General features: G+C 74.1%; 20 protein-coding genes. 12 read left to right on the forward strand and 8 right to left on the reverse strand.

What is annotated here, in order from left to right; translation table 11 throughout:
- Positions 1-16: 16 nt before the first annotated feature.
- A complete protein-coding gene (locus CRP29_RS11055) occupies positions 17-1,882 on the reverse strand; it encodes an AMP-dependent synthetase/ligase (protein ID WP_097195104.1) in 1,866 nt (621 codons plus the stop codon).
- Between the two features lie 226 nt (positions 1,883-2,108).
- On the opposite strand from CRP29_RS11055, the gene CRP29_RS11060 reads away from it, so the two are divergent.
- The 5 genes from CRP29_RS11060 (at position 2,109) to CRP29_RS11075 (ending at position 5,729) form a co-directional block, all read left to right on the forward strand.
- A complete protein-coding gene (locus CRP29_RS11060) occupies positions 2,109-2,477 on the forward strand; it encodes a DUF5335 family protein (RefSeq protein ID WP_097195105.1) in 369 nt (122 codons plus the stop codon).
- A gap of 152 nt (positions 2,478-2,629) precedes the next feature.
- Positions 2,630-4,207, forward strand: coding sequence for a hypothetical protein (locus CRP29_RS11065; RefSeq protein ID WP_097195106.1), 1,578 nt, complete (start codon positions 2,630-2,632; stop codon positions 4,205-4,207).
- Positions 4,208-4,345: 138 nt separating this feature from the next.
- A complete protein-coding gene (locus tag CRP29_RS22410) occupies positions 4,346-4,888 on the forward strand; it encodes a flavodoxin family protein (protein WP_141437105.1) in 543 nt (180 codons plus the stop codon).
- Between the two features lie 8 nt (positions 4,889-4,896).
- Positions 4,897-5,367, forward strand: coding sequence for a nitroreductase/quinone reductase family protein (locus CRP29_RS11070; protein WP_217991540.1), 471 nt, complete (start codon positions 4,897-4,899; stop codon positions 5,365-5,367).
- Complete coding sequence (locus tag CRP29_RS11075; RefSeq protein ID WP_217991541.1) at positions 5,364-5,729, forward strand: DUF5655 domain-containing protein; 366 nt, start codon at positions 5,364-5,366, stop codon at positions 5,727-5,729. The genes CRP29_RS11070 and CRP29_RS11075 overlap by 4 nt, the downstream gene beginning before the upstream one ends.
- 57 nt (positions 5,730-5,786) lie before the next feature.
- Here the strand turns inward: CRP29_RS11075 and CRP29_RS11080 are convergent, their stop codons facing one another.
- Positions 5,787-6,092 carry a three-helix bundle dimerization domain-containing protein gene (locus CRP29_RS11080; RefSeq protein ID WP_097195107.1) on the reverse strand — a complete coding sequence of 102 codons (306 nt, stop codon included), beginning with the start codon at positions 6,090-6,092 and terminating at the stop codon, positions 5,787-5,789.
- Between the two features lie 158 nt (positions 6,093-6,250).
- On the opposite strand from CRP29_RS11080, the gene uvrA reads away from it, so the two are divergent.
- On the forward strand, positions 6,251-8,731 hold the full coding sequence (gene uvrA / locus CRP29_RS11085; protein ID WP_097195108.1) for an excinuclease ABC subunit UvrA: 2,481 nt from the start codon (positions 6,251-6,253) through the stop codon (positions 8,729-8,731).
- On the opposite strand, the gene CRP29_RS11090 is transcribed toward uvrA, so the two are convergent.
- Positions 8,689-10,071: an MFS transporter gene (locus tag CRP29_RS11090; protein WP_097195109.1), complete on the reverse strand. Its 1,383-nt coding sequence runs from the start codon at positions 10,069-10,071 to the stop codon at positions 8,689-8,691. The genes uvrA and CRP29_RS11090 overlap by 43 nt on opposite strands.
- A gap of 164 nt (positions 10,072-10,235) precedes the next feature.
- On the opposite strand from CRP29_RS11090, the gene CRP29_RS23005 reads away from it, so the two are divergent.
- The 5 genes from CRP29_RS23005 to CRP29_RS11110 all read left to right on the forward strand — a co-directional run bounded on the left by CRP29_RS23005 (position 10,236) and on the right by CRP29_RS11110 (position 15,593).
- Entirely contained in the window at positions 10,236-10,952 is a 717-nt protein-coding gene (locus tag CRP29_RS23005; RefSeq protein ID WP_217991542.1) for a VOC family protein, read from the forward strand.
- Positions 10,949-11,773, forward strand: a complete 825-nt coding sequence (locus CRP29_RS11095) for an enoyl-CoA hydratase-related protein (protein WP_217991543.1) — start codon at positions 10,949-10,951, stop codon at positions 11,771-11,773. The genes CRP29_RS23005 and CRP29_RS11095 overlap by 4 nt, the downstream gene beginning before the upstream one ends.
- Positions 11,774-11,886: 113 nt before the next feature.
- Positions 11,887-13,053, forward strand: coding sequence for a patatin-like phospholipase family protein (locus tag CRP29_RS11100; protein WP_097195110.1), 1,167 nt, complete (start codon positions 11,887-11,889; stop codon positions 13,051-13,053).
- Between the two features lie 103 nt (positions 13,054-13,156).
- Entirely contained in the window at positions 13,157-14,131 is a 975-nt protein-coding gene (locus tag CRP29_RS11105) for a zinc-binding dehydrogenase (protein ID WP_097195111.1), read from the forward strand.
- Between the two features lie 166 nt (positions 14,132-14,297).
- Positions 14,298-15,593, forward strand: a complete 1,296-nt coding sequence (locus CRP29_RS11110) for an acyl-CoA dehydrogenase family protein (protein WP_097195112.1) — start codon at positions 14,298-14,300, stop codon at positions 15,591-15,593.
- A 90-nt stretch (positions 15,594-15,683) separates the two neighbouring features.
- On the opposite strand, the gene CRP29_RS11115 is transcribed toward CRP29_RS11110, so the two are convergent.
- The 3 genes from CRP29_RS11115 to CRP29_RS11125 are packed head-to-tail and all read right to left on the reverse strand — an operon-like array spanning position 15,684 to position 18,318.
- Positions 15,684-16,586 (reverse strand): NAD-dependent epimerase/dehydratase family protein, encoded by a 903-nt coding sequence (locus tag CRP29_RS11115; RefSeq protein ID WP_097195524.1) that lies wholly within the window; start codon positions 16,584-16,586, stop codon positions 15,684-15,686.
- 29 nt (positions 16,587-16,615) lie between these two features.
- Positions 16,616-17,380 carry a CPBP family intramembrane glutamic endopeptidase gene (locus tag CRP29_RS11120; protein WP_245852740.1) on the reverse strand — a complete coding sequence of 255 codons (765 nt, stop codon included), beginning with the start codon at positions 17,378-17,380 and terminating at the stop codon, positions 16,616-16,618.
- The gene (locus tag CRP29_RS11125) at positions 17,377-18,318 is read right to left on the reverse strand and encodes an NAD(P)H-binding protein (protein ID WP_097195113.1); all 942 of its coding nucleotides are present in this window, start codon (positions 18,316-18,318) and stop codon (positions 17,377-17,379) included. The genes CRP29_RS11120 and CRP29_RS11125 overlap by 4 nt, the downstream gene beginning before the upstream one ends.
- Before the next feature lie 114 nt (positions 18,319-18,432).
- Here CRP29_RS11125 and CRP29_RS11130 point away from each other — a divergent pair, with 114 nt between their 5' ends.
- On the forward strand, positions 18,433-18,912 hold the full coding sequence (locus CRP29_RS11130; RefSeq protein WP_217991544.1) for a pyridoxamine 5'-phosphate oxidase family protein: 480 nt from the start codon (positions 18,433-18,435) through the stop codon (positions 18,910-18,912).
- A gap of 9 nt (positions 18,913-18,921) precedes the next feature.
- Here the strand turns inward: CRP29_RS11130 and CRP29_RS11135 are convergent, their stop codons facing one another.
- Both CRP29_RS11135 and CRP29_RS11140 read right to left on the reverse strand, forming a co-directional pair.
- The gene (locus CRP29_RS11135; RefSeq protein WP_097195114.1) at positions 18,922-19,752 is read right to left on the reverse strand and encodes an FAD binding domain-containing protein; all 831 of its coding nucleotides are present in this window, start codon (positions 19,750-19,752) and stop codon (positions 18,922-18,924) included.
- Positions 19,749-20,252 carry a (2Fe-2S)-binding protein gene (locus CRP29_RS11140; protein WP_097195115.1) on the reverse strand — a complete coding sequence of 168 codons (504 nt, stop codon included), beginning with the start codon at positions 20,250-20,252 and terminating at the stop codon, positions 19,749-19,751. The genes CRP29_RS11135 and CRP29_RS11140 overlap by 4 nt, the downstream gene beginning before the upstream one ends.
- Positions 20,253-20,372: the final 120 nt, after the last annotated feature.

The following is a 20,372-nucleotide window of genomic DNA, read 5'->3' on the forward strand; positions in this document are numbered from 1 at the left end:
GAGATGCTCACGACGCCTACCCGGTGGCGGCCCGCCGGGTCTCGTACATCGAGTCGAGCAGAGCGGCGTACGACGCCTCGACGGTCTTCCGCTTCAGCTTCATGCTCGGCGTCAACTCCCCGCCCTCGACCGTGAGGTCGTGGTCGAGGATCCGGAAGTCCTTGATCGTCTCCCAGCGGTTGAGCCGGTCGTTGAGCTCCGCGACGCAGCCTCGGACGAGGTCGTGGACGGCGGCGTCGGCAGCGAGGCTCGGATAGTCCGTCGTCGCGCGACCCTCGGCGGCGGCCCACCGGGCGAGCGCTTCGGCGTCGAGCGCGATCAGCGCGGTCGCGTAGTGGCGGCCCTCGCCGTGCACGACCATCTGGCTGGCCAGCGGGCAGATCGCCTTGAACAGGCTCTCGATGCCCTGGGGGGCGATGTACTTGCCGCCCGAGGTCTTGATCAGGTCCTTCTTCCGGTCCGTGACGCGCAGCCTGCCTTCCGCGTCGAGTTCGCCGACGTCGCCCGTCCGGAACCACCCGTCGGAGCTCAGCGCCTCAGCCGTGGCGTCGGGCCGGTGGTGATAGCCGCGCATCACCAGCGGGCCGCGGATCAGGATCTCGCCGTCCTCGGCGATCCTGACCTCGGTGCCGACCACCGGTGCCCCGACCAGGCCCGGCACGGGGCGCGCCAGGTCTCCCAGGCACGCGCCGCCGGCGGTCTCGGTCAGCCCGTACCCCTCGAGGATCGGCATGCCGGCCGTGCCGAACCACGTGGAGACATCCGAGGACAGGGCGGCGCTGCCCGAGACGAGGAAGCGCATCCGCCCGCCCAGCCGGGCGCGGATCCTCGACAGCACCAGCCGGTCGGCCACCGCCTGCTGCACCTGCAGCAGCGGGCCGACGCGGCGGCCGTCGAGGCGGGCACGCCAGGCCCGGCCACCGACCTCGAACGACCACCTGTAGAGCCGCAACCGGATGCCGCCCTCGGCCTCGACGGTCTGCTCGACGGCCGCGTGCACCTTCTCGAAGATCCGCGGGGGCCCCGCCATGAACGTCGGGCGGATCACGGGCAGGTTCGCCACGATCTGGTCGACGCGGCCGTCCACGACCGTGGGAAAGCCGACCTGCAACTGCGCCGCCTCGAGCATCTTGCCGAACGCGTGCGCCAGTGGCAGCCAGAGGTACTGCAGGTCGTCCGGGCCGAGGATGTCCAGCGCATCGGCCGCGCCCGCGATGTAGGTCCAGCAGCGGTGCGGCAGCTCGACGCCCTTGGGACGCCCCGTCGTGCCCGAGGTGTAGATCAGCGTCGCCAGCTGCTCGGGTCCGACGGCAGCCACCGCCTCGTCCACCGCGGTCGGCGTCCTGGCGAGGTGGTCCGCCCCCAGGGCCGCCAGGTCGTCCAGGCCGATCACCCAGTCGCCGTCGGCCGTGCCGTCGAAGGTGACCACTCGCAGCACGTCCGGCAGCCGGTCCCGCTGGGCGCGCAGCTTGGCGACCTGGACGTCGTCCTCGGCGAAGACGACACGGGAACCGCTGTCGGCCAGGATGAAGCCGATGTCGTCGGCGCCGCTCGTGGGGTAGACGGCCGTCGTCGCCCCACCGGCGCACATGGTCGCCAGGTCCGCGTGGATCCACTCGATCCGCGTGCCGCTGGCGATGCCCACCCGGTCCTCCGGCCCGATACCCATCGCGAGCAGACCGGCGGCGAGGACGTCGACCGTCGCCTGCGTCTCGCGCCACGTCATCGAGGTCCACCCGCCGTCGCGGGGGAACCGGTAGGCCTCGACGTCCGGGCTGGCCGCCACCCGGTCGCGGAACAGGCGGGCCACCGAGCTCACCGGCGTCGCACGCCGCGTCCCGGCCGGTGCCGGGCCGTTCGCCTCCGTCGCCGGGGATCCCATCGCCCCAGCATCTGCCCCGGGACGGTCGTGGCGGCAGGGTCCGGCGGCCACGGGCGGCGGGACGATCGTCTCTGCACGCCCGCCGCCCGCCACCCGTCGCCGGCCGGCCGGGAACGCGGAGGGAGGGTCCGAGGTCCCTGCCCCGGCGGCCCTCCGCCGGTATCGGCCGCCCGGATCGCGGCGCAGCATCGGCGGCGTCCCGCCCCCGGACCGAACGGAGCGCGCCATGTCCGACCCCACGCCCGAGCAACGCCACGAGTGGGCGGCGCTCACCGACCGGCTCAGCATCGCGCTCCACGACCACGACGTCACCATCGAGGTGCTCGACCCGGACGGCGGGGACGCCTCCGTGGTCGAACGGGAGCCGTTCGAGGGCATCACCTACGACGACAAGGACGACGTCGTCGTGGTCACGGTCGCGGGGCGGACGCCCGATCAGCCCGTCGTGCTCCGGCACGTGATCCAGCGCCCGCGGGAGATCCTCGCCGACGTGATCCCCCAGGGCGCGGCGGTACGGATCACCGACGCGTCCGGGACGACGACGGTGCTGGGCCTGCTGCGCCGGACGGAGCACCAGGACCGACCCTCCGGCTGAGCGACGGCGGACCACCGGTGCCGGAGGGCCCCAAGGACCCGAGCACCGGAGCCGAGCGACCCTGGCCCCGGCGACCCCGGATCGCGACCCTTCGGTGACGGGCCGGCGCCGGACCACCGTGGTCACGGTGCCGCCGGCGAGAGGTGGTTCCCATGGCGATCCGGGCTCGCGGCGGGGTCGTGACGGTGCTGCTGATCGCTCTGCTCACCGCGGGGCTGGTCCACATCCCCACCGTGGCGGGCGCAGCGGTGTGCACCCAGGCCGATCCGGTGGTGCGGCGGCACTGCGAACTCGGCGGGTCGAGCGGCTTCCTCGGAGCTCCGACCACCGGGGTGCTGCCCACCCCCGACCGGATCGGTCGCTTCCAGTACTACACCGGCGGCTCCATCTACTGGACCGCGGCCACGGGCGCCCGCGAGGTGCACGGCGACATCCTCGCCAAGTGGGGGTCGCTGGGCTGGGAGCGGAGCTTCCTCGGCTACCCCCTCACCGACGAGCTCACCGCGCCCGACCGTGTGGGCCGCGGCTCCTTCTTCCAGGGCGGAGCGGTCTACTGGACCCCGTCCACGGGTGCGCACGAGGTGCACGGCGCCATCTACGCCAAGTGGCGGTCGATGGGCCTGGAGCGCAGCGTCCTGGGCTACCCGGTCACCGACGAGTTCTCCATGCCCGACGGCGTCGGGCGCGCCAGCTTCTTCCAGGGTGGGGCCATCTACTGGACCCCTGCGACCGGCGCACACGAGGTGCACGGCGCGATCCTCTCGACGTGGGGCGCGATGGGGTGGGAGCGCAGCGCGCTGGGCTATCCCATCTCCGACGAGTACGACGTGAACGCCGGGCGGCAGAGCGACTTCCAGGGTGGTTTCCTGCGCTGGACGGCGGCGACCGGCATCGTGCGCACCGCCGTGCTGGGCCCCTACGACCGGTCCGGCACCTGGGTGTCCCGATACGGGTTCAGCCGCGAGTTCGGCGGCCCGACTCCCCCGATCGCTCCCACGGCCGTCGATGCCATGGCCGCAGCCGGGGTGGACACGATCTACCTGCAGGCGGCGTCCAAGGACCCCCGCTTCCCCGACCTGATCAGCCCCGACCTGCTCGCCCAGTTCCTCACCCGCGCCCACGCGCACGGCATGCAGGTGGTGGCCTGGTACCTGCCCGAGCTCACCGACGTCGAGGCCGACCTGCGGCGGCTGCGTGGCATGGTCGACTTCCGCGCCTCCGGGCAGGCGTTCGACGCCGTCGCGGTGGACATCGAGGACCTGACGGTCGCCGACGTCGACCTGCGCAACGCCCGTCTGGTCGACCTCTCCGCCCGCCTGGCGGCGTACGCACCGACCACCACGCTGGGGGCGATCGTGCTCCCGCCCGTGGTCACCGACGTGCTCAACACCTCGTACTGGCCGCGGTTCCCGTGGCGCCAGCTCGCGCCGCACTACCAGGTGTGGCTGCCGATGGCCTACTGGAGCAACCGGACCGCGGCGTCGGGGTGGCGGGACGCCTACCGGTACACCAGCGAGAACGTCGCCCGGGTGCGTGGCAACCTCGGCGAGCCGTGCGCGGCGGTGTCGGTCATCGGCGGGTTCGGCGTCGGGATCCCCGCCTCGGACTACACCGCCATGGCGCGTGCGGCGGCCGATCAGGGCGCGATCGGGGTGTCGGTCTGGGACTGGGCCACCACCCCGGCGGCATCCTGGCCGCCACTGCGCGACTACGCCGTCCGCGGCTGCTGAAGCAGCCCGGTTCCGGGGCCGCGCTGCGAGCCGTGGGCTACTTCCGACCCTCCCGGCCGGGCCCTTCGTCCGTCCCGTCGCCGCCGGCCCGCGCCTAGCGTCGGCCGGGACAGCGAGATCGCGAAGGAGGAGGCAGTCGTGAGCCGTGCCCTGGTCGTCTACGAATCCGTGTTCGGCGACGCACGGGCGATCGCGCACGCCATCGCCGAGGGACTGTCCGACGGCGGGCTGGGAGTCGACGTGGTCGCCGCCGACCAGGGCCCCGCCGAGGTCGGGCCCGACGTGGACCTGCTCGTCGTGGGCGCCCCCAACCACGGCTTCTCCATGCCCCGGCCGTCCAGCCGCGAGGGAGCGGTGACGCAGCACGGGGCAGAGATCGCCGATCCGGACCGTGGGCTGCACGAGTGGCTCGACGCCGTCCGCCTCGACGCGACCGGCGCCCGGGCCGCCGCGTTCGACACCCGCAGCGACCACCCCAAGCTGCTGGTGAAGATGGACCACGCCGCCCGGACCGAGGAGAAGCTGCTGCGGGGCCACGGCCTGGCCCTCCTCGCGCCCGCCGAGCACTTCTCCGTCACCGACACCAAGGGTCCCCTCGTCGCCGGCGAGGAGGACCGGGCCCGGCGCTGGGGTGCGACGCTCGCCCGGGCGCTGGCGGCCGAACCGGCCGGGCGAACCTGAGCCTGCCCGTGTTCGCGGCCCGCCTCGAGAACGCCGTCGACCGGCACTCGGTCCGGCTGGGCGCGTGGTTGCTGCGGCGGACCCACGGCCGGATCGTGCGGCTGTGGCGCCGGCGGGCGCTCGTGCTGACCACGCGCGGGCGCCGGTCGGGGCTGCCCCGCACGGTCGTCGTGCAGTACTTCCCCGACGGGCAGGACCTGGTCGTCGTGGCCGCCAACAGCGGGATGCCGAGCGACCCCGCCTGGTACCTCAACCTCACGGCCGATCCCCGGGCCACGGTCGAGGTGGACGGGCGCACCCGCCAGGTCCGCGCCGTCCCGATGACGCCCGAGGAGGCTGCGGCGTGGTGGCCGCACGTGCTGGACGCAGCGCCGGACTACGCCCGCTATCCGAAGCGCACCGACCGACGGATCCCGCTCGTGCGGCTGGTCCCCGATCCCTCCCGGGGTGCAGGGGCCACGGGCCCGCCCGCCCCGTGACGCCGGAGGAGTTCTTCGCCGGATCGCCGCTCGGGCTGGCCGTGCTCGCCCGCGTCTCCGAGCTGCTGCAGGACGTCGACGACGTCCGGATACGAGCATCGGTCAGCCAGGTGGCCTTCTCCCGCCGCCGGGGCTTCGCCTACCTCTGGTGCCCGGGGCGGTACCTCCACCGCCCGACGGCCGAGGTGGTCCTGTCGGTGGTGCTCGGCCGGCGGGACACCTCGCCTCGATGGAAGGAGGTCGTGCACCCCGCCCCGGCGCACTGGATGCACCACCTGGAGGTGCACGCCCCGCAGGACATCGACGACGAGGTCGCCGGCTGGGTCCGGGCGGCGGCGGCCGAGGCCGGCGCGCCGGCCTGACGCCCCCCGCACCGGCACCTCCTCCACGCAGCACGGATCGGCGGACCCGCGCGGCGCTCAGCGGGGCTGCGCTCCCGTCCGCATGCCCCGGCGGACCTCCCGCTCCACGAGAATGGGCAGGAACTCCCGGATCCTGGCGTCGGCGAAGCGTCTGCGGGCGGCCGCCAGGTGGAACCGCACCTGCATCGACGCCATCGCGTTCCCCTCGACCTCACCCAGCAGGCGTGCCTCCAGCGTCGCGAGCTGGGCATCGACGGGATCGACACTCCCCTGATCGCGCTGCACCGGCACCACCGCACGATCGCGGGGCGCCGTCGGGGCAGGCTCGCGGCGCGGCTCGATCGCCTGGGCGGTGATGCTCATGGCCCCTCCACGTGGACTCGCCGCTGCCACGGCTCCATCCTGGGATCCGGGTGTCCGGCGCCGGCACGGACGAAGGTCATCCGTCCGCAGGGCACCTCGCCGCTCCCTGACCGTCCCCGGCAGTTCGTCGTGTCGCCGACCGTGGCTAGCCTGCGGAGGTGGGAGACGCGGGCACCGATCACTTCGTTCGTGTCCGCGGAGCCGGCGAGCACAACCTGCGCAACGTCGACGTCGACATCCCCCGGGACGCGATGGTCGCCTTCACCGGCGTCTCCGGTTCCGGGAAGTCCTCGCTCGCGTTCGGCACGCTCTACGCCGAGGCACAGCGGCGGTACTTCGAGTCGGTCGCGCCGTACGCGCGCCGGCTCCTGCAGCAGACGGGTGCACCGCACGTACGGGAGATCACCGGGCTGCCGCCGGCCGTGGCCCTCCAGCAGCGGCGCGGAGCGCCGAGCTCACGGTCGACGGTGGGCACCCTGACCACGCTGTCCAACCTGCTGCGGATGCTCTACTCGCGCGCAGGGACCTACCCGCCGGGAGCCCGCCGCCTGGAGGCCGACGCGTTCTCCCCCAACACCGCGGCGGGCGCCTGCCCCCGCTGCCAGGGGCTCGGGGTGGTGCACGACGTCACCGAGGACCTCCTGGTGCCCGACCCGTCGCTGAGCATCCGCGACGGCGCCATCGCGGCGTGGCCGGGAGCCTGGCAGGGCGCCAACCTGCGCAGCATCGTGACCGGGCTCGGCATCGACGTCGACCGGCCGTGGCGGAAGCTCAGCCGCAAGGACCGGGACTGGCTGCTCTACACCGACGAGCAGCCGTCCGTCCTCATCAAGCCCGAACGGGACCGCATCGACCACGGTTACCACGGCAAGTTCTGGAGCGCCCGCAAGCACGTCATGCACGTGCTCGCCGACTCCCAGAGCGAGCGGATGCGCGACCGGGCGATGCGGTTCGTCCAGAGCATCCCCTGCCCGGAGTGCCACGGCACCCGCCTGCGGCCGGAGGCGCTGGCGGTGACCTTCGCCGGCCACTCGATCGCCGAGATCAACGCGCTGTCGCTCGTCGAGGTCGCGGCGCTGCTGCGGCCCGTGGCGCTGCTCGCCGAGCCCGGTGCCGCCACGCCGACCGCGCAGTCCGGGGAGTCGACCGAGGTCGCGGTGCGGATCAGCGCCGACCTGGTCACGCGCATCGAGGTGCTGCTCGACCTCGGCCTGGGCTACCTCGGCCTCGGACGGTCCTCGACCACCCTGTCGCCCGGCGAGGCCCAGCGCCTGCGGATCGCCACCCAGTTGCGGTCGGGGTTGTTCGGCGTCGTCTACGTCCTGGACGAGCCCTCCGCGGGCCTGCACCCCGCGGACGCGGAGCCGCTGCTGGACGTGCTGGACCGGCTCAAGGCGTCGGGCAACTCGCTGTTCGTCGTCGAGCACGACATGGACGTCGTCCGCCGCGCCGACTGGGTCGTCGACATCGGCCCCGGCGCGGGCGCCGGCGGCGGGCGGGTGCTCTACAGCGGCCCGGTCGCCGGCCTCGAGCAGGTGGAGGACTCCCCCACCGGCCGGTACCTGTTCGGTCGCGCTGAGCCGATCGAGCGCCGCAGCCGGGCTCCGCAGGGCTGGCTGCACCTGCGCGGCATCTCCCGGCACAACCTGCGGAACGTGTCCGTCGACGTGCCGCTCGGGGTGCTGACGGCGGTGACCGGGGTCTCGGGCTCCGGCAAGTCGACGCTGGTCACGCAGGTGCTGGCCGAGGTCGTGCGCCGGCACCTCGGTCCGGCAGCGGAGGACCCGGACGATCCCGGCCTCGAGGTCGACCTGCGGGACGCGTCCGGGCAGGAGGCGTTCGACCGGCTCGTCCGCGTCGACCAGCGGCCCATCGGCCGCACGCCCCGGTCCAACCTGGCCACGTACACCGGTCTGTTCGACGCCGTGCGGAAGCTGTTCGCCTCCACCGACGAGGCGAAGGCCCGCGGCTACACGGCCGGCCGGTTCTCCTTCAACGTCGCCGAGGGGCGCTGCGAGACCTGCCAGGGAGAGGGCTTCGTCGCCGTCGAGCTGCTCTTCCTCCCCGGCACCTACGCGCCGTGCCCGACCTGCTCCGGTGCCCGCTACAACGCCGAGACCCTCGAGGTCCGCCACCGCGGCGCGAGCATCGCGGACGTGCTGGCCATGTCGGTCGACGACGCCGCTGCGTTCCTCGCCGACGTCCCGGCCGCGGCGCGGAGCCTGCGGACCCTCCGGGACGTCGGACTGGGGTACCTGCGGCTGGGCCAGCCGGCGACCGAGCTCAGTGGTGGTGAGGCCCAGCGCATCAAGCTCGCCACCGAGCTCCAGCGCGCGAGCCGCGGCCATGCCCTCTACCTGCTCGACGAGCCGACGGCGGGCCTGCACCCGGCCGACATCAGGCTGCTGCTCGCCCAGCTGCACCGGCTCGTCGACGCCGGCAACACCGTCGTCCTGGTCGAGCACGACCTCGACACGATCGTCTCCGCCGACTGGGTTCTCGACCTGGGCCCGGGCGGCGGGGACGCGGGTGGGCGCGTCGTCGCCTCCGGCACCCCGTCCGAGATCGCCACGGCCCCGGGGAGCGCCACCGCGCCCTACCTCGCGCGGCGGCTCGCGGGCTTGCCCGCCGCGCGGTAGCGGCCGGCGAGCGCGTACCCGGCCACGACGGCGATCACGCCGGCACCCATCCCGCACAGCGTCCAGCGCAGCCCGATCAGGTCGGCGAGCAGGCCCAGCGGGAGTGCGGCGATGCCGAACGCGCCGAAGCTCAGCATGACCAGGCCCTGCACCCGCCCGTGGTACTCCGGCTCCGCCAGGTCGAGCAGCTGCGACTGGTTGCTGGTCTGGAAGGCGAGCATCGCCGCGCCGACGGCCAGGAGCACGATCACCGCGACGGCGGCGGTCGGCGCGATCGCCAGCGCGCACACCGCCAGCCCGAAGACGGCGCCCGCCGCCACGAAGACCCGCCGGCGCCGTACCCACGAGCCGCGCCGGCCCAGGAACACACCTGCCGCGACGCCGCCGACCGCAGACGTCGCGGACAGCACCCCGTAACCGACGGAGCCGAGGCCGAACAGGTCGCTGGCGATCGTCGGCATGAAGGCCAGGTACGGCATCCCCAGCATCGTGACGCCGATGCCGCACCACACCAGGGCGTTCAGCTCGCGGTGCCGGTGGACGTAGCGCACGCCGTCGGCCAGTTCCCCGAGCGGGGACCGGCCGGAGGGCTCCCCCGGCCGCCCGGCCGGCAGCGCGGCGGTGAGGAGCACGCCGACGATCGCCAGGGCCGCACTGAACAGGAAGATCGCCTCGATCCCCCAGGTCACCGCACCGATGACCACGCCGGCCAGCGCGGGACCGACGACCCGGTTCACCTCGGCGTTGACCAGCAGCAGCGAGACGGCCTGGGGCAGGGAACTGCGCGGGACGAGTTCGGCGAGGAAGGCCATCCGGGCGGGGCCGAACAGGGCGAACCCCACGGCCTGCAGCACGCTGGCGACCAGCAGCATCCAGTAGGCGATGACGTCGAAGACGACGGCGAGCCCGATCCCGGCGCTCGACACCGCCAGCAGGAGCACCGAGAGCTGCAGCACCAGCCGCTTGGGCAACCGGTCGGCGGCCACGCCACCCCAGGGGGTTGCCAGCAGGAGGGCCACGCCGAACGCCAGCAGGATGCCGCCCAGCGCAGCGTTCGACCCGGTGAGTTCGAAGGCGAGCCAGCCCCGGGCGATCGCCTGCGCCATGACACCGAGGAACACCGCAGCGGCGTTGAGGTACAGGACCAGGAACCCGCCGATCCGCAGGATCGCCATCGCGCCGAGCTGGGCGGTCTCGGGCGGTACCGGAAGGACGGTCTCCCCGGGCACCGGGACCGCCGGAACCGGCACCTCGGACAGCGGGGCCGGCTCCGATGCGGCCGGTGTCCATCCGGTCCGGTCGCGCCGCGCGTCGATGGGCCGGATGGCTTTCCCGCTCATGGCTCCCCTCGTCCGGCGCCCGTACGGGGCGACCTGACCGTCCAGCACACCTCCCGAGCGAGCGGGCGCAGCCCCGACCTTGCCACACGAGGCGCCCGACGATGAGGGATGTGCCGGGCCCCGGCACGTTGTAGCGCGGCCCGCGCGCGTGCTGGACTGTGCACGTGCTCCGCCTGCGCCAGCTCGTGCTCGCCGCGCACGAGCGCGCGCCGGTGGAGCAGGCGCTGCGGCAGCTCCTCGCCGCGCCCTCGGCGCACCACGACCCCGGCGTCGGTCGGTTCGGCCTCACCAACGCCGTCCTCGCCGCGGGCTGCGACTTCGTCGAGGTCGTCTCGCCGTCAGCACCCGGCACGGCGGTCGGCCGGTGGCTCACGCGGAACGGCGGCGACGGCGGCTACATGCTCATGGTCGACGGACCACCGACCATCACGGCGCCCGACCGTCTCGCGTCGCTCGGCGTGCGCGAGGTGCACCGCGTCGAGCTGCCCGACGTCGTCGACGTGCACCTGCACCCCAGGGACACCGGAGGCGTGCTCCTCGCCCTCGACGCCGTCGACCCGGCCGGGTCGTGGCGATGGGCGGGTCCGGCATGGACCGGTGGCAGCCCGACGTGCGCCGGGGGGTTGCTGGAGGTCACCGTCGCGGTCCCCGACCCGGGCGAGGTGGTCCGGCGATGGGCGGCGCTGCTGGACGTCGCGGCGGCCGGCAGCGACTGCCGGCTGCAGCTCGACCACGGCCGCCAGCACCTCTCCTTCGTCCCCGGTGCAGGCGATGTCGCCGCCGTGACCGCGGCGCGACTGGCGTTGCCGGGTGCCGAGCGTCGCGCCGCCGACGTCGGTGGCGTCCGCTTCGAGGTCGTCCCGCTGGAGGAGAAGACGTGACCGAGATCCAGACCGGCACCGACCACCTGCTCGCCCGCGTCGAGGACGGCGTCGCCGTGCTCACGATGAACCGACCCCAGCGCCGGAACGCGCTGTCCGAGCAGATGCTCGCCGCCCTGGGCACGACGCTCGCGCAGGTGGAGGCGGACGACGCGGTCGGTGCGGTGGTGTTGACAGGGGCGGGTGGCGCGTTCTGCGCGGGCGGTGACGTCAAGGGCTTCGCCGAGCGCACCCCCGGTGCGCCCGGTGCGTCGGCGGCGCGGCTGCAGCGCGCCAACCAGCGCGCCACCAGCGGGCGCCTGTGGCGGATGCCCAAGCCGACCATCGCGGTGCTGCCCGGGGCCGCAGCGGGTGCGGGCCTGTCGCTCGCCCTGGCGTGCGACCTGCGCTACGCGGCGTCGTCCGCCGTGCTGACCACGGCGTTCGCCCGCGTCGCGCTCGCCGGCGACTACGGCAGCGCCTGGTTCCTCGTGCGCCTCGTGGGTCCGGCGCGCGCCCGCGAGCTGCTGTACCTCTCGCCGCGGCTGACGGCCGACGACGCCCTGCGGCTGGGGCTGGTCAACGCGGTCGTGCCGCCGGACGCCCTCGAGCAGGAGGCGTTGGCGGTGGCGCAGCGACTGGCGAACGGGCCGCGCACGGCGCTGGCGTCGATGAAGGCGAACGTCGCGCTGGCGCTGACCACTCCGCTCGACGAGTACATGGACGTCGAGGTGACACACCACCTCGCGTCGTTCGCCACGGACGACCACGCGGAGGCCGCACGCGCCTTCGTCGAGAAGCGTGACCCGGCTTTCGGCGTCCGCGGGGTCGGTCCCGGGTAGGTCCGGGGCGCACCGGAGGCCTGGAGTCGGGTCGTTGGACTCTGCGTCGGGCAGGGCCGGAGCCGCACGCTTCGGGCGACTCCTGGCCCGGACCGTGACCCGAGGTGAGCCTGATGACAGCCAGCCCGCCGACCGGCGCGAGTCCGCTGGACAGTGCGCTCGATGTCTTCCGCGTGCGGCAGTACTTCAACGTGCTCGCCCGCAGCCGCGATCTCCTCACCGGCGTGCGACGGGACCTGGGCTTCGTCGACGACGTCCGGCGCGCGATGTTGCCCGGGACGACGAGGCGGCGGCAGCCGACGGGCTCACCCTTCCCCCAGCAGCACGCCGACGGTGTGGCGCCTCTCCGGGGCCGGGTCGGCGTCGTGAGCACCGGCGGGAGCGGGGCGCTCGCGTCGCTGGTGGGCGTCGCCCGCGCCCTGGAGGAGTCCGGCACCACGGTGTCGGTGTGGTCGCTGTGCTCCGGCGGGGCGATGTTCGGCTTTCCGCTGGCCGCCGGGCTCGGCGCCGACGAGGTGGCCGAGATGGTGTCCTCGATGGATCCCCGTGACTACCTCGACGTGTCGTGGCGCGACCTGGCCGGGGCGGTGACCACCGCGGGCCGTGGCTGGGCCGGACTGCTCCGCGGGGACAGGCTCGAGGCGTTCTACCGCGACCGGCTCGGGGACCGGACGCTCGGCGAGCTGGCCACACCGGCGTACGCGCCGATCTGGAACATCGAGAGCAACACCGTCGAGTACCTCGGCCCCAGGACCCACCCGGAGATGACGGTCGCCCGGGCCATCCGGATGGCGGTGTCGCTGCCGTTGTTCGTGCAGCCGGCGGTGCTGGACGGCCGGTCGTGGTGCGACGGCGGCATCGTCGACATCTTCCCCGTCCACCCGGTCCTCGACATCGAGCCGCCCGTCGACACCGCGATCGCGGTCAACGCCTTCTACCCGCACGAGTTCGGTGGTGAGGACGCATCCGGTTGGGAGCGACGGCGACTGAGCGTCCTGCAGATCGGCAGCCAGGTGCGCACCAGCCAGCAGGTGCAACTGGCGCGGGAGAACCTCGATCGGCTGCGCGCGCACGCCGAGGTGCTGCTCCTCGAGCCGGTCCCGTACCGGAGGGTCCACGGCACGGGCTTCTACAAGCAGTTCATCGATGTGTCGGAGTGGCCGGAGTTCATGCTCGCCGGCCACCGGGCGACCCTCGAGGCGCTCCGGGCGCAGGCGCCGCAGGCCCGGCCGTCCACCCAGCGGGCTCCTCGTGGGCGCGTCCCGCGCCGCGCACCGTGACGATGTCGGGCAGGCTGAGGGGGATCGTCGGCCGGACGTGACCGCAGGCCCCAGGGCCGTCGGCGAGGTCCAGGTATCGGCCCCAGCAGGACGGAGAACTCCCATGTGGGCACAGACGCTCAGCGGCCCCTTCCGGTTCGAGCAGGTCGAGCTCGCCGCCCCTGACCCCGCGCAGCTCACCCCCCGGCAGGTGCTGCTGGCCACCCGCGCCGGCGCCATCTGCGGCAGCGACCTGCCCAACTTCCGCGGCGGGCTGTGGCCCCACCCGGCCGCCGCGGACGGGTGGGGTGCCACGCGGGCGCCGGGCTTCCCTCTGCACGAGATCGTCGGGGAGGTCGTCGCCAGCCGGCATCCCGACCACGCCCCCGGTGACCTTGTCGTCGGCTGGGCGTCGATGTTCGACGGCATCGCCGAGCTCGTGGTCACCGACGGCGACGGTCTGGCCGGCTACGACACCGCCCTGCCGACCACCACCGCGGTGATGCTGCAGCCCCTGGCGTGCGTGCTCTACGCCGTCGAGCAGCTCGGCGACATCACGGGGAAGAGCGTGGCCGTGCTCGGACAGGGCCCCATCGGCCTGCTCTTCAGCCACGTCCTGAAGGCCCGCGGCGCGGCCCGCGTGACGGGCGTGGACCCCGTGGACCGCACCGACGTCGCGTCGGTGTTCGGTGTGGACGACGTGGTCACCGCCCGCGCCGAGCGGTGGGCGGGCCGCCTGTCCGACGCCGACCGGCCGTCGGTGGTCGTGGAGGCGGTGGGCCACCAGATCTCCACGCTCCAGCCGGCGCTGGACGCCGTGGCGTTCGGCGGCCAGGTCTTCTACTTCGGCGTGCCGGACGACCCGATCTACCCGTTCGACATGATGACCTTCCTGCGCAAGAACCTGACCCTGCGCTCCGGCGTGGCCCTGGAGCGGCGCCGGGTGCTCGCAGACGCCGACCGGTACCTCGCGGCGCACCCCGAACTGCGGGACGGCTACGTCACCCACGTCCACCCGGTCTCCGACGTGCAGGCAGCCTTCGCCACCGCGCTCGCCCCCCGCCCGGGACAGCTGAAGATCTCCATCGACATGACCTGAGGCTCGACCCCTGAGTGCATGCGGTTGCGGATCCGGGTCGAGCGGCTGACCGATCGCATGCCACGCTCAGGGGGCAGTCCTCCCGCCGGGACCGCGTGTGCCGCATGCGCCGAGCCCCGGCGGGGACCACCCCGCCGCCAGAAGAGCCAGCTGAGAGGGACACCTGATGCAGAGAGCCGAGCCAACGGAGCTGTTCGACCTGCGGATGAGCGAGGAGGCCCGGCCGCTGTACGACCGCGTCGTCCGGTTCCTCGAGGACGTGGTCGCGCCGATGCAGGAGGAGTTTCACCGGCTCGGCGAGGGCCGCGCCGACCGCTGGTCGTACGCTCCGGGCCAGCTGGAGGCGCTGGAGGGCGCCAAGAACAAGGCCAAGGAAGCCGGCCTGTGGAACTTCTTCCTCCCGAACTCCGAGGTCGGCGGCCTGACCAACCTCGACTACGCCTACATCGCCGTCGAGCTCGGCAAGTACCCGCTGGGTTCGGAGTCGCTCAACTGCTCGGCTCCCGACACCGGCAACATGGAGGTGCTCGAGCGCGTCGGCACCCCCGAGCAGAAGGCCCGCTGGCTCGAGCCGCTCCTCAACGGCGAGATCCGCTCGGCCTTCGCCATGACCGAGCCCGACGTCGGCAGCTCGGATGCCAAGAACGTCCGGCTCCAGGCCCTGCGTGACGGCGACGACTACGTGCTCAACGGCGAGAAGTACTACATCTCCGGAGCCGGCGACCCGCGCTGCAAGATCATGATCGTCATGTGCCAGACGAACCCCGAGGCACCGGTGCACCAGCAGCAGTCGCAGATCCTGGTGCCGATGGACACCCCGGGCGTCCAGGTGATGGAGCCGATGGAGGTCTTCGGCCGTGACGACGCCCCGCACGGCCACATGCGGATCCGCTTCACCGACGTGCGGGTGCCGGTCGCCAACATCCTGCTCGGCGAGGGCCGGGGCTTCGAGATCAGCCAGGTCCGCCTGGGCCCCGGTCGCATCCACCACTGCATGCGCGCCATCGGCCAGGGCGAGAAGGCCCTCGAGCTGATGGTCCGTCGCGGCAAGTTCCGCGAGGCGTTCGGCAAGCCGATCCTGAACCTCGGCAAGAACATGGAGACGGTGTCGCGGGCGCGGATCGAGCTCGACGCCTGCCGGCTCATGGTGCTGAAGGCGGCCAAGGCGATGGACGTGCTCGGCAACGCCCAGGCCCGCGTCTACGTCTCCGCGGTCAAGGCGATGGTCCCGGAGAAGGTCTGCCAGATCATCGACCAGGCCATCCAGATCCACGGCGCCACCGGGGTCTCGCAGTGGACGCCGCTGGCCGGCATGTACGCCAGCCAGCGCACCCTCCGGCTGGCCGACGGCCCCGACGAGGTGCACCACTTCGTCGTCGCCCGGCACGAGGCCGGCCGCTACAGCGAGCCGGCCCCCGGCCGGTCGGAGTCCCGCGGCGAGGGCGTGTTCGCCGGCCCCTGAGGGATCCGTCCCCCAGCGAACCGAGCGAGGAACGGCAGGGCCCGGTCACCACGGTGACCGGGCCCTGCCCGTTCCGGCGGGAACCGCGGCTCAGGGACGCAGGCCGCGCCGTACCTCGTCCAGGGCCTGCGTGAGGCCCACCCGCGGCGACCAGCCCCACCCCCGCGCGCGGTCGGCCAGCAGCCGCCCGGTCCAGACGGGCTCGTCGGTCCACTCGGGCTCGACGCCCAGTGCGTCGGTGACCGTGCCGAGGTAGTCGCGCCACGTCGCCGGCTCCCCCGCGACGATCACCGGGGTGGTCGCCCCGGCCACCGGGCCCCGCGCCGCGTCGTCGGCAGTCGGGACCGCGCCCGAGGCGACGTCCGCGATCAGTGCCGCGAGGTCGTCGACGTGCACCCAGGACCAGGTCTGGGCCGGGTTCGCCCCGCGGTCGCCGTCCCGGATCGCCCGCGGTCGCAGCGTGTTCCAGACCGACGTCTCGCCGGCGCCGATGATCGCCGGCGGGCGGACCAGCACGACCGTGAGCCCACCCACCTCCGCGAGCGCGGCGTCGGCGGCGTTCTTGGTGTCGGCGTAGGCCCCGCTCCCCTCGGGCGCCAGGGCCCCGTCCTCGGCCACGTCCCCGAGCCCGGCCGAGCGGTCGTACACCGCGGCCGTGGACACGTGCACCAGGCGGGCGACGCCGGCGTCCCGCGCGGCCCGGGCGAGGACCGCCGTCCCCTCGGCGCCCACCCGCTGCTGCACCTCCCGGGACGAGCCCATCGGGTGGACGGTCGTGACGACGGCGTCGGCGCCTCGGGCCACCTCGCGCGCGAAGGGCTCGTCGGCGAAGTCGCCGACCTGCTCCTCCACCCCGGCGAGGGCGGGTGCGCTGCCGGCCCGGCGGACGACGGCGCGCACCCGCGCCCCCCGCTCGGCGAGTGCCCGGCACACCGCGCTGCCCACCAGGCCGTTCGCACCGGTCACCACGACGACGGGGGTCTGCTCGGTCATGCCGCCACTGTGCCAGCGACCGGCCCGGCTCACCCCCGGAGCGGCTGCCGCTCCTCCGCGAGCCGCCCGGCGAACAGCGGCGGCAGGTAGCGCAGCATCAGGGCCGACCACACCGCGTGCGTGATCATCGACGCCTGGATGCCGCCGGTGATCCGGCGCTGCTGCGCGAAGAGCAGGCCCATCGGCACGCTGGCCAGGACGAGCGCCGGGTTGCGGGTGGCCGTGGTGGCCAGCCCGTACACGGCCGTCGACGCCAGCACCGGGCTGTGGGGGCCGGCTGCCGCGTACAGCGCGCCGCGGAAGAACACCTCCTCCGCGATCCCGTTGGCGAGCGCGGTGGTGAGCACGAGGGGATCGGATCCCTGGTCGGCGTAGCTGAGCACGGAGCCGATCGCGCGATCCAGGACGGGGATGCGGCGGGCGACCAGCGCCGCGGCGTAGAAGGCCCCGAAGGCGACGACGCCGGAGGCGAGCGGCGTGAGCACCGGCCGGCGCAGCGTGTCCCCCGGCCCGAACATCCGCCCCAGGTGCAGCGGCCCGGACGCCAGCCCCCCGGCCACCCACGTCCCGGCGACGCCGAGGGTCAGCCCGTAGAAGCGCGGCGAGCCCGGCGGGGTCGACAGCGAGACCCCGAGCAGCGACGCGCCGGCCACCGCGACCACGCCGGTCACCCGCCGCCGGCGCCGGAAGACCTCGTCGCTGTCCCAGTGCTGGCGGGGCACGCTGCGCACCAGCGGTCCGGAGGCCCGCGCGATCGCGGTCCGCAGCCCTCGGAGCGGCCGGTGGCCGGTCACCGCCGCGCCCCGCGGCTCAGCCAGCCGCGGCGCCGCTCCCCCACCTGCTGCCGGCGCTCCCGCGCCCGCTCGACCAGCGCGGTCATCACCATCTCGTCGTAGCCCATGGGCTCGAAGGGGACCACCGAGCGGATGGCGTCGTCGGTGACGACCACCTCGTTGGTCATCGAGTCGATCAGCGACCGGCCCGTGGTCACGTCGACGTCGGTGACGAACGCCAGCCAGCGCGAGGACAGCTGCGGGCTGAGCAGCGGCACGGGGATCACGAACAGGTGCCGGTTCTGGATGTCGGCGATGCGGGTGAGCATCTGCAGGTAGGTGAGCACCTCCGGCCCGCCCACCTCGAACACCCGGCCCTCTGCCTCGGGGGCGTCGAGCACGCCGACCAGGTAGCGGACGACGTCGGCGACCGCGATCGGCTGGGTCCGGGTGCTGACCCAGCGTGGCGTGACCATGGCCGGCAGGTGGGCCACCAGCTGGCGGGTCATCTCCCAGGACACCCCGCCGTGGCCGACCACGATGCCGGCGCGCAGCACGGTCACCGGGACGCCGGTGGCGCCGAGGAGCGTCTCGACCTCGCGGCGGCTGCGCAGGTGCCGGGAGAGCTGGTCGCCGTCCTGGCCGAGGCCGCCCAGGTAGACGATCCGGCCCACCCCGGCCGCGGCGGCGGCGCGGGCGAAGGCGCGGGCGGCGTCGGCGTCCTTGCGCTCGAAGTCGGGGTCGTCCAGGGAGTGCACCAGGTAGTAGGCGGCCTGGCATCCCTCGAGCGCCGTCCGCAGCGAGGCCTCGTCGCCGACGTCGCCGGCCACCGGGCTGCCGGCTCCTCGGTACCGCTCGGGCCGCCGGGTCATCGCCCGGACCTCGTGGCCTGCCTCCTCGAGCGCGGTGGCCAGCCGGCTGCCCACGAACCCCGACGCACCGGTCACCAGGATCCTCATGGGCACAGCCTCGCCCGGACGGGCCGTCGGGGCGACCCGTGGACCCCGGCGGCGGATACCGTGCTGCCCTCGGCGGACCCGCTCCGGGTCGGCCACGTGCGAGCCGGAGAGCCCGTGTCCAGTTCCCTCGACGAGTCCTCGGCCGGGCAACGCCGGGGCCGCCGCATCGCGATGTCCCCCTCGGAGGTGGACGCCTTCCTCCGCGAGGAGCGGACCTGCCGCGTGGGCACCATCGGTCCGGACGGCGCCGCGCACGTCTCGCCGCTGTGGTTCGTCTGGGACGGGACGGCGCTGTGGCTGCACTCCCTGGTCCGTGCGCAGCGCTGGGCGGACCTGCAGCGGGACCCCCGGGTGACCGTGCTCGTGGATGCCGGCGTGGAGTACACCGAGCTCCGGGGCGTCGAGGTGTCGGGCCGCGCCGTCGGAGTCGGCGACGTGCCGTGGACGGGCCTTCCGGACCCCGCGCTGGACGAGCCGGTGCGGCTGTTCGGCGACAAGTACGCCGGTGGCCGCCTGCCGGCCGACAGCCGGCACGCCTGGCTGCGGGTCGTTCCGGAGAAGCTCGTCAGCTGGGACTTCCGCAAGGCCGGCTGATCCGCCGGCTCACCTCGGGGCTGCCGCCGACTCCAGGGCCCGGCGGGTGAGCAGCCGGGCGAGGTGTCGGCGGTAGTCGGCGTCGGCGTGCATGTCGGCCACCGGTGAGGTGCCCTGGTCGGCCAGCGCCGCGGCGTCGGCGATCGAGGCGCCCGCGGCCAGGGCCTCCTCGGTCGCGGTCGCCCGCAGCACCGCTCCGCCCATGTTCGCCAGCGCCACCCGGCCGTCCACGGCTGCCGCCGCGACGATCGGCCAGTCGTTCGCCCGCCGGGTGAACTTCTCGTAGCCCCAGCCGAGGCTTCCGGTGCGCGGCACCCGCAGTTCGACGACGAGCTCGTCGGGCGACATCGCCGTCTCGAAGAACCCGGTCCAGAACTCGGTCACCGGCACCTCCCGGCGCCCACCGGGGCCCTGCAGGACGACGGTCCCGCCCAGCGCCAGCAGCGCGGTGGGCAGATCCGAGGCCGGGTCGCTGTGCGCCGTCGTCCCGCCGATCGTGCCGCGGTGGCGGACCTGGGGATCGCCGACCAGGCCGGCGACGTGCGGCAGCAGCGGCACCTCGGCGCGGGCGACCTCGTCCCGCTCCAGCTCGTGGTGCCGGGTGCCCGCGCCGATCGCGACCACCGCGTCCGCGCCGTCGCCCTCGACCCGGACGTAGGACAGCTCGGGGATGCCGCTGATGTCGATCAGCACCGTCGGGACGGCCAGCCGCAGCTTCATCAGCGGCAGCAGCGAGTGCCCGCCGGCCAGCAGCTTGGCGTCCTCGCCGTGCTCGGCGAGCGCGCTCAGCGCCTCGTCGACCGAGCCGACGCGGACGTAGTCGAACGGCGACGGGATCACGCCTCGACCTCCTGCGCACCCGGGACGCGGCCGGCGGCAGGGCCTGCCTGCGCCGCGGTGCGGACCGCCCGCACGATGTTGTGGTAGCCCGTGCACCGGCAGAGGTTGCCCTCCAGGCCCTCGCGGACCTCGCGGTCGGACGGGTCCGGGTTGTCGGCCAGCAGGCCGATCGAGGCCATGACCATGCCCGGCGTGCAGAACCCGCACTGCAGGCCGTGCTCCTCCCGGAAGGCCGCTTGCACCGGGTGCAGTTCGCCGTCGGCGGCGGCCAGCCCCTCCAGCGTGGTGACCTGCGCGCCGGCGGCCTGCACGGCCAGCACGGTGCAGGACTTCACGCTGAGCCCGTCGACGATGACCGTGCACGCGCCGCAGGACGTCGTGTCGCAGCCGATGTTGGTCGCCTTCAGCCCGCGCTCCTCGCGCAGGTAGTGCGCCAGCAGCAGCCGCGGCTCGACGTCGTCGGTGTGCTGTTCGCCGTTCACGGTGATGGTGACCTGCATCGGATGCCCCTCTGCCGACAAGTGGTGGTCGAGGTCTACACCGTGCGGGTGCTGCGCACACCACGGGACCCCCCGGCAGCCCGTTGCGCGTGTCCGGCCTTGCACCGGGGCGGAATGGAT

This window comes from Blastococcus aggregatus (genome assembly GCF_900221005.1).
Taxonomy (GTDB): domain Bacteria; phylum Actinomycetota; class Actinomycetes; order Mycobacteriales; family Geodermatophilaceae; genus Blastococcus; species Blastococcus aggregatus.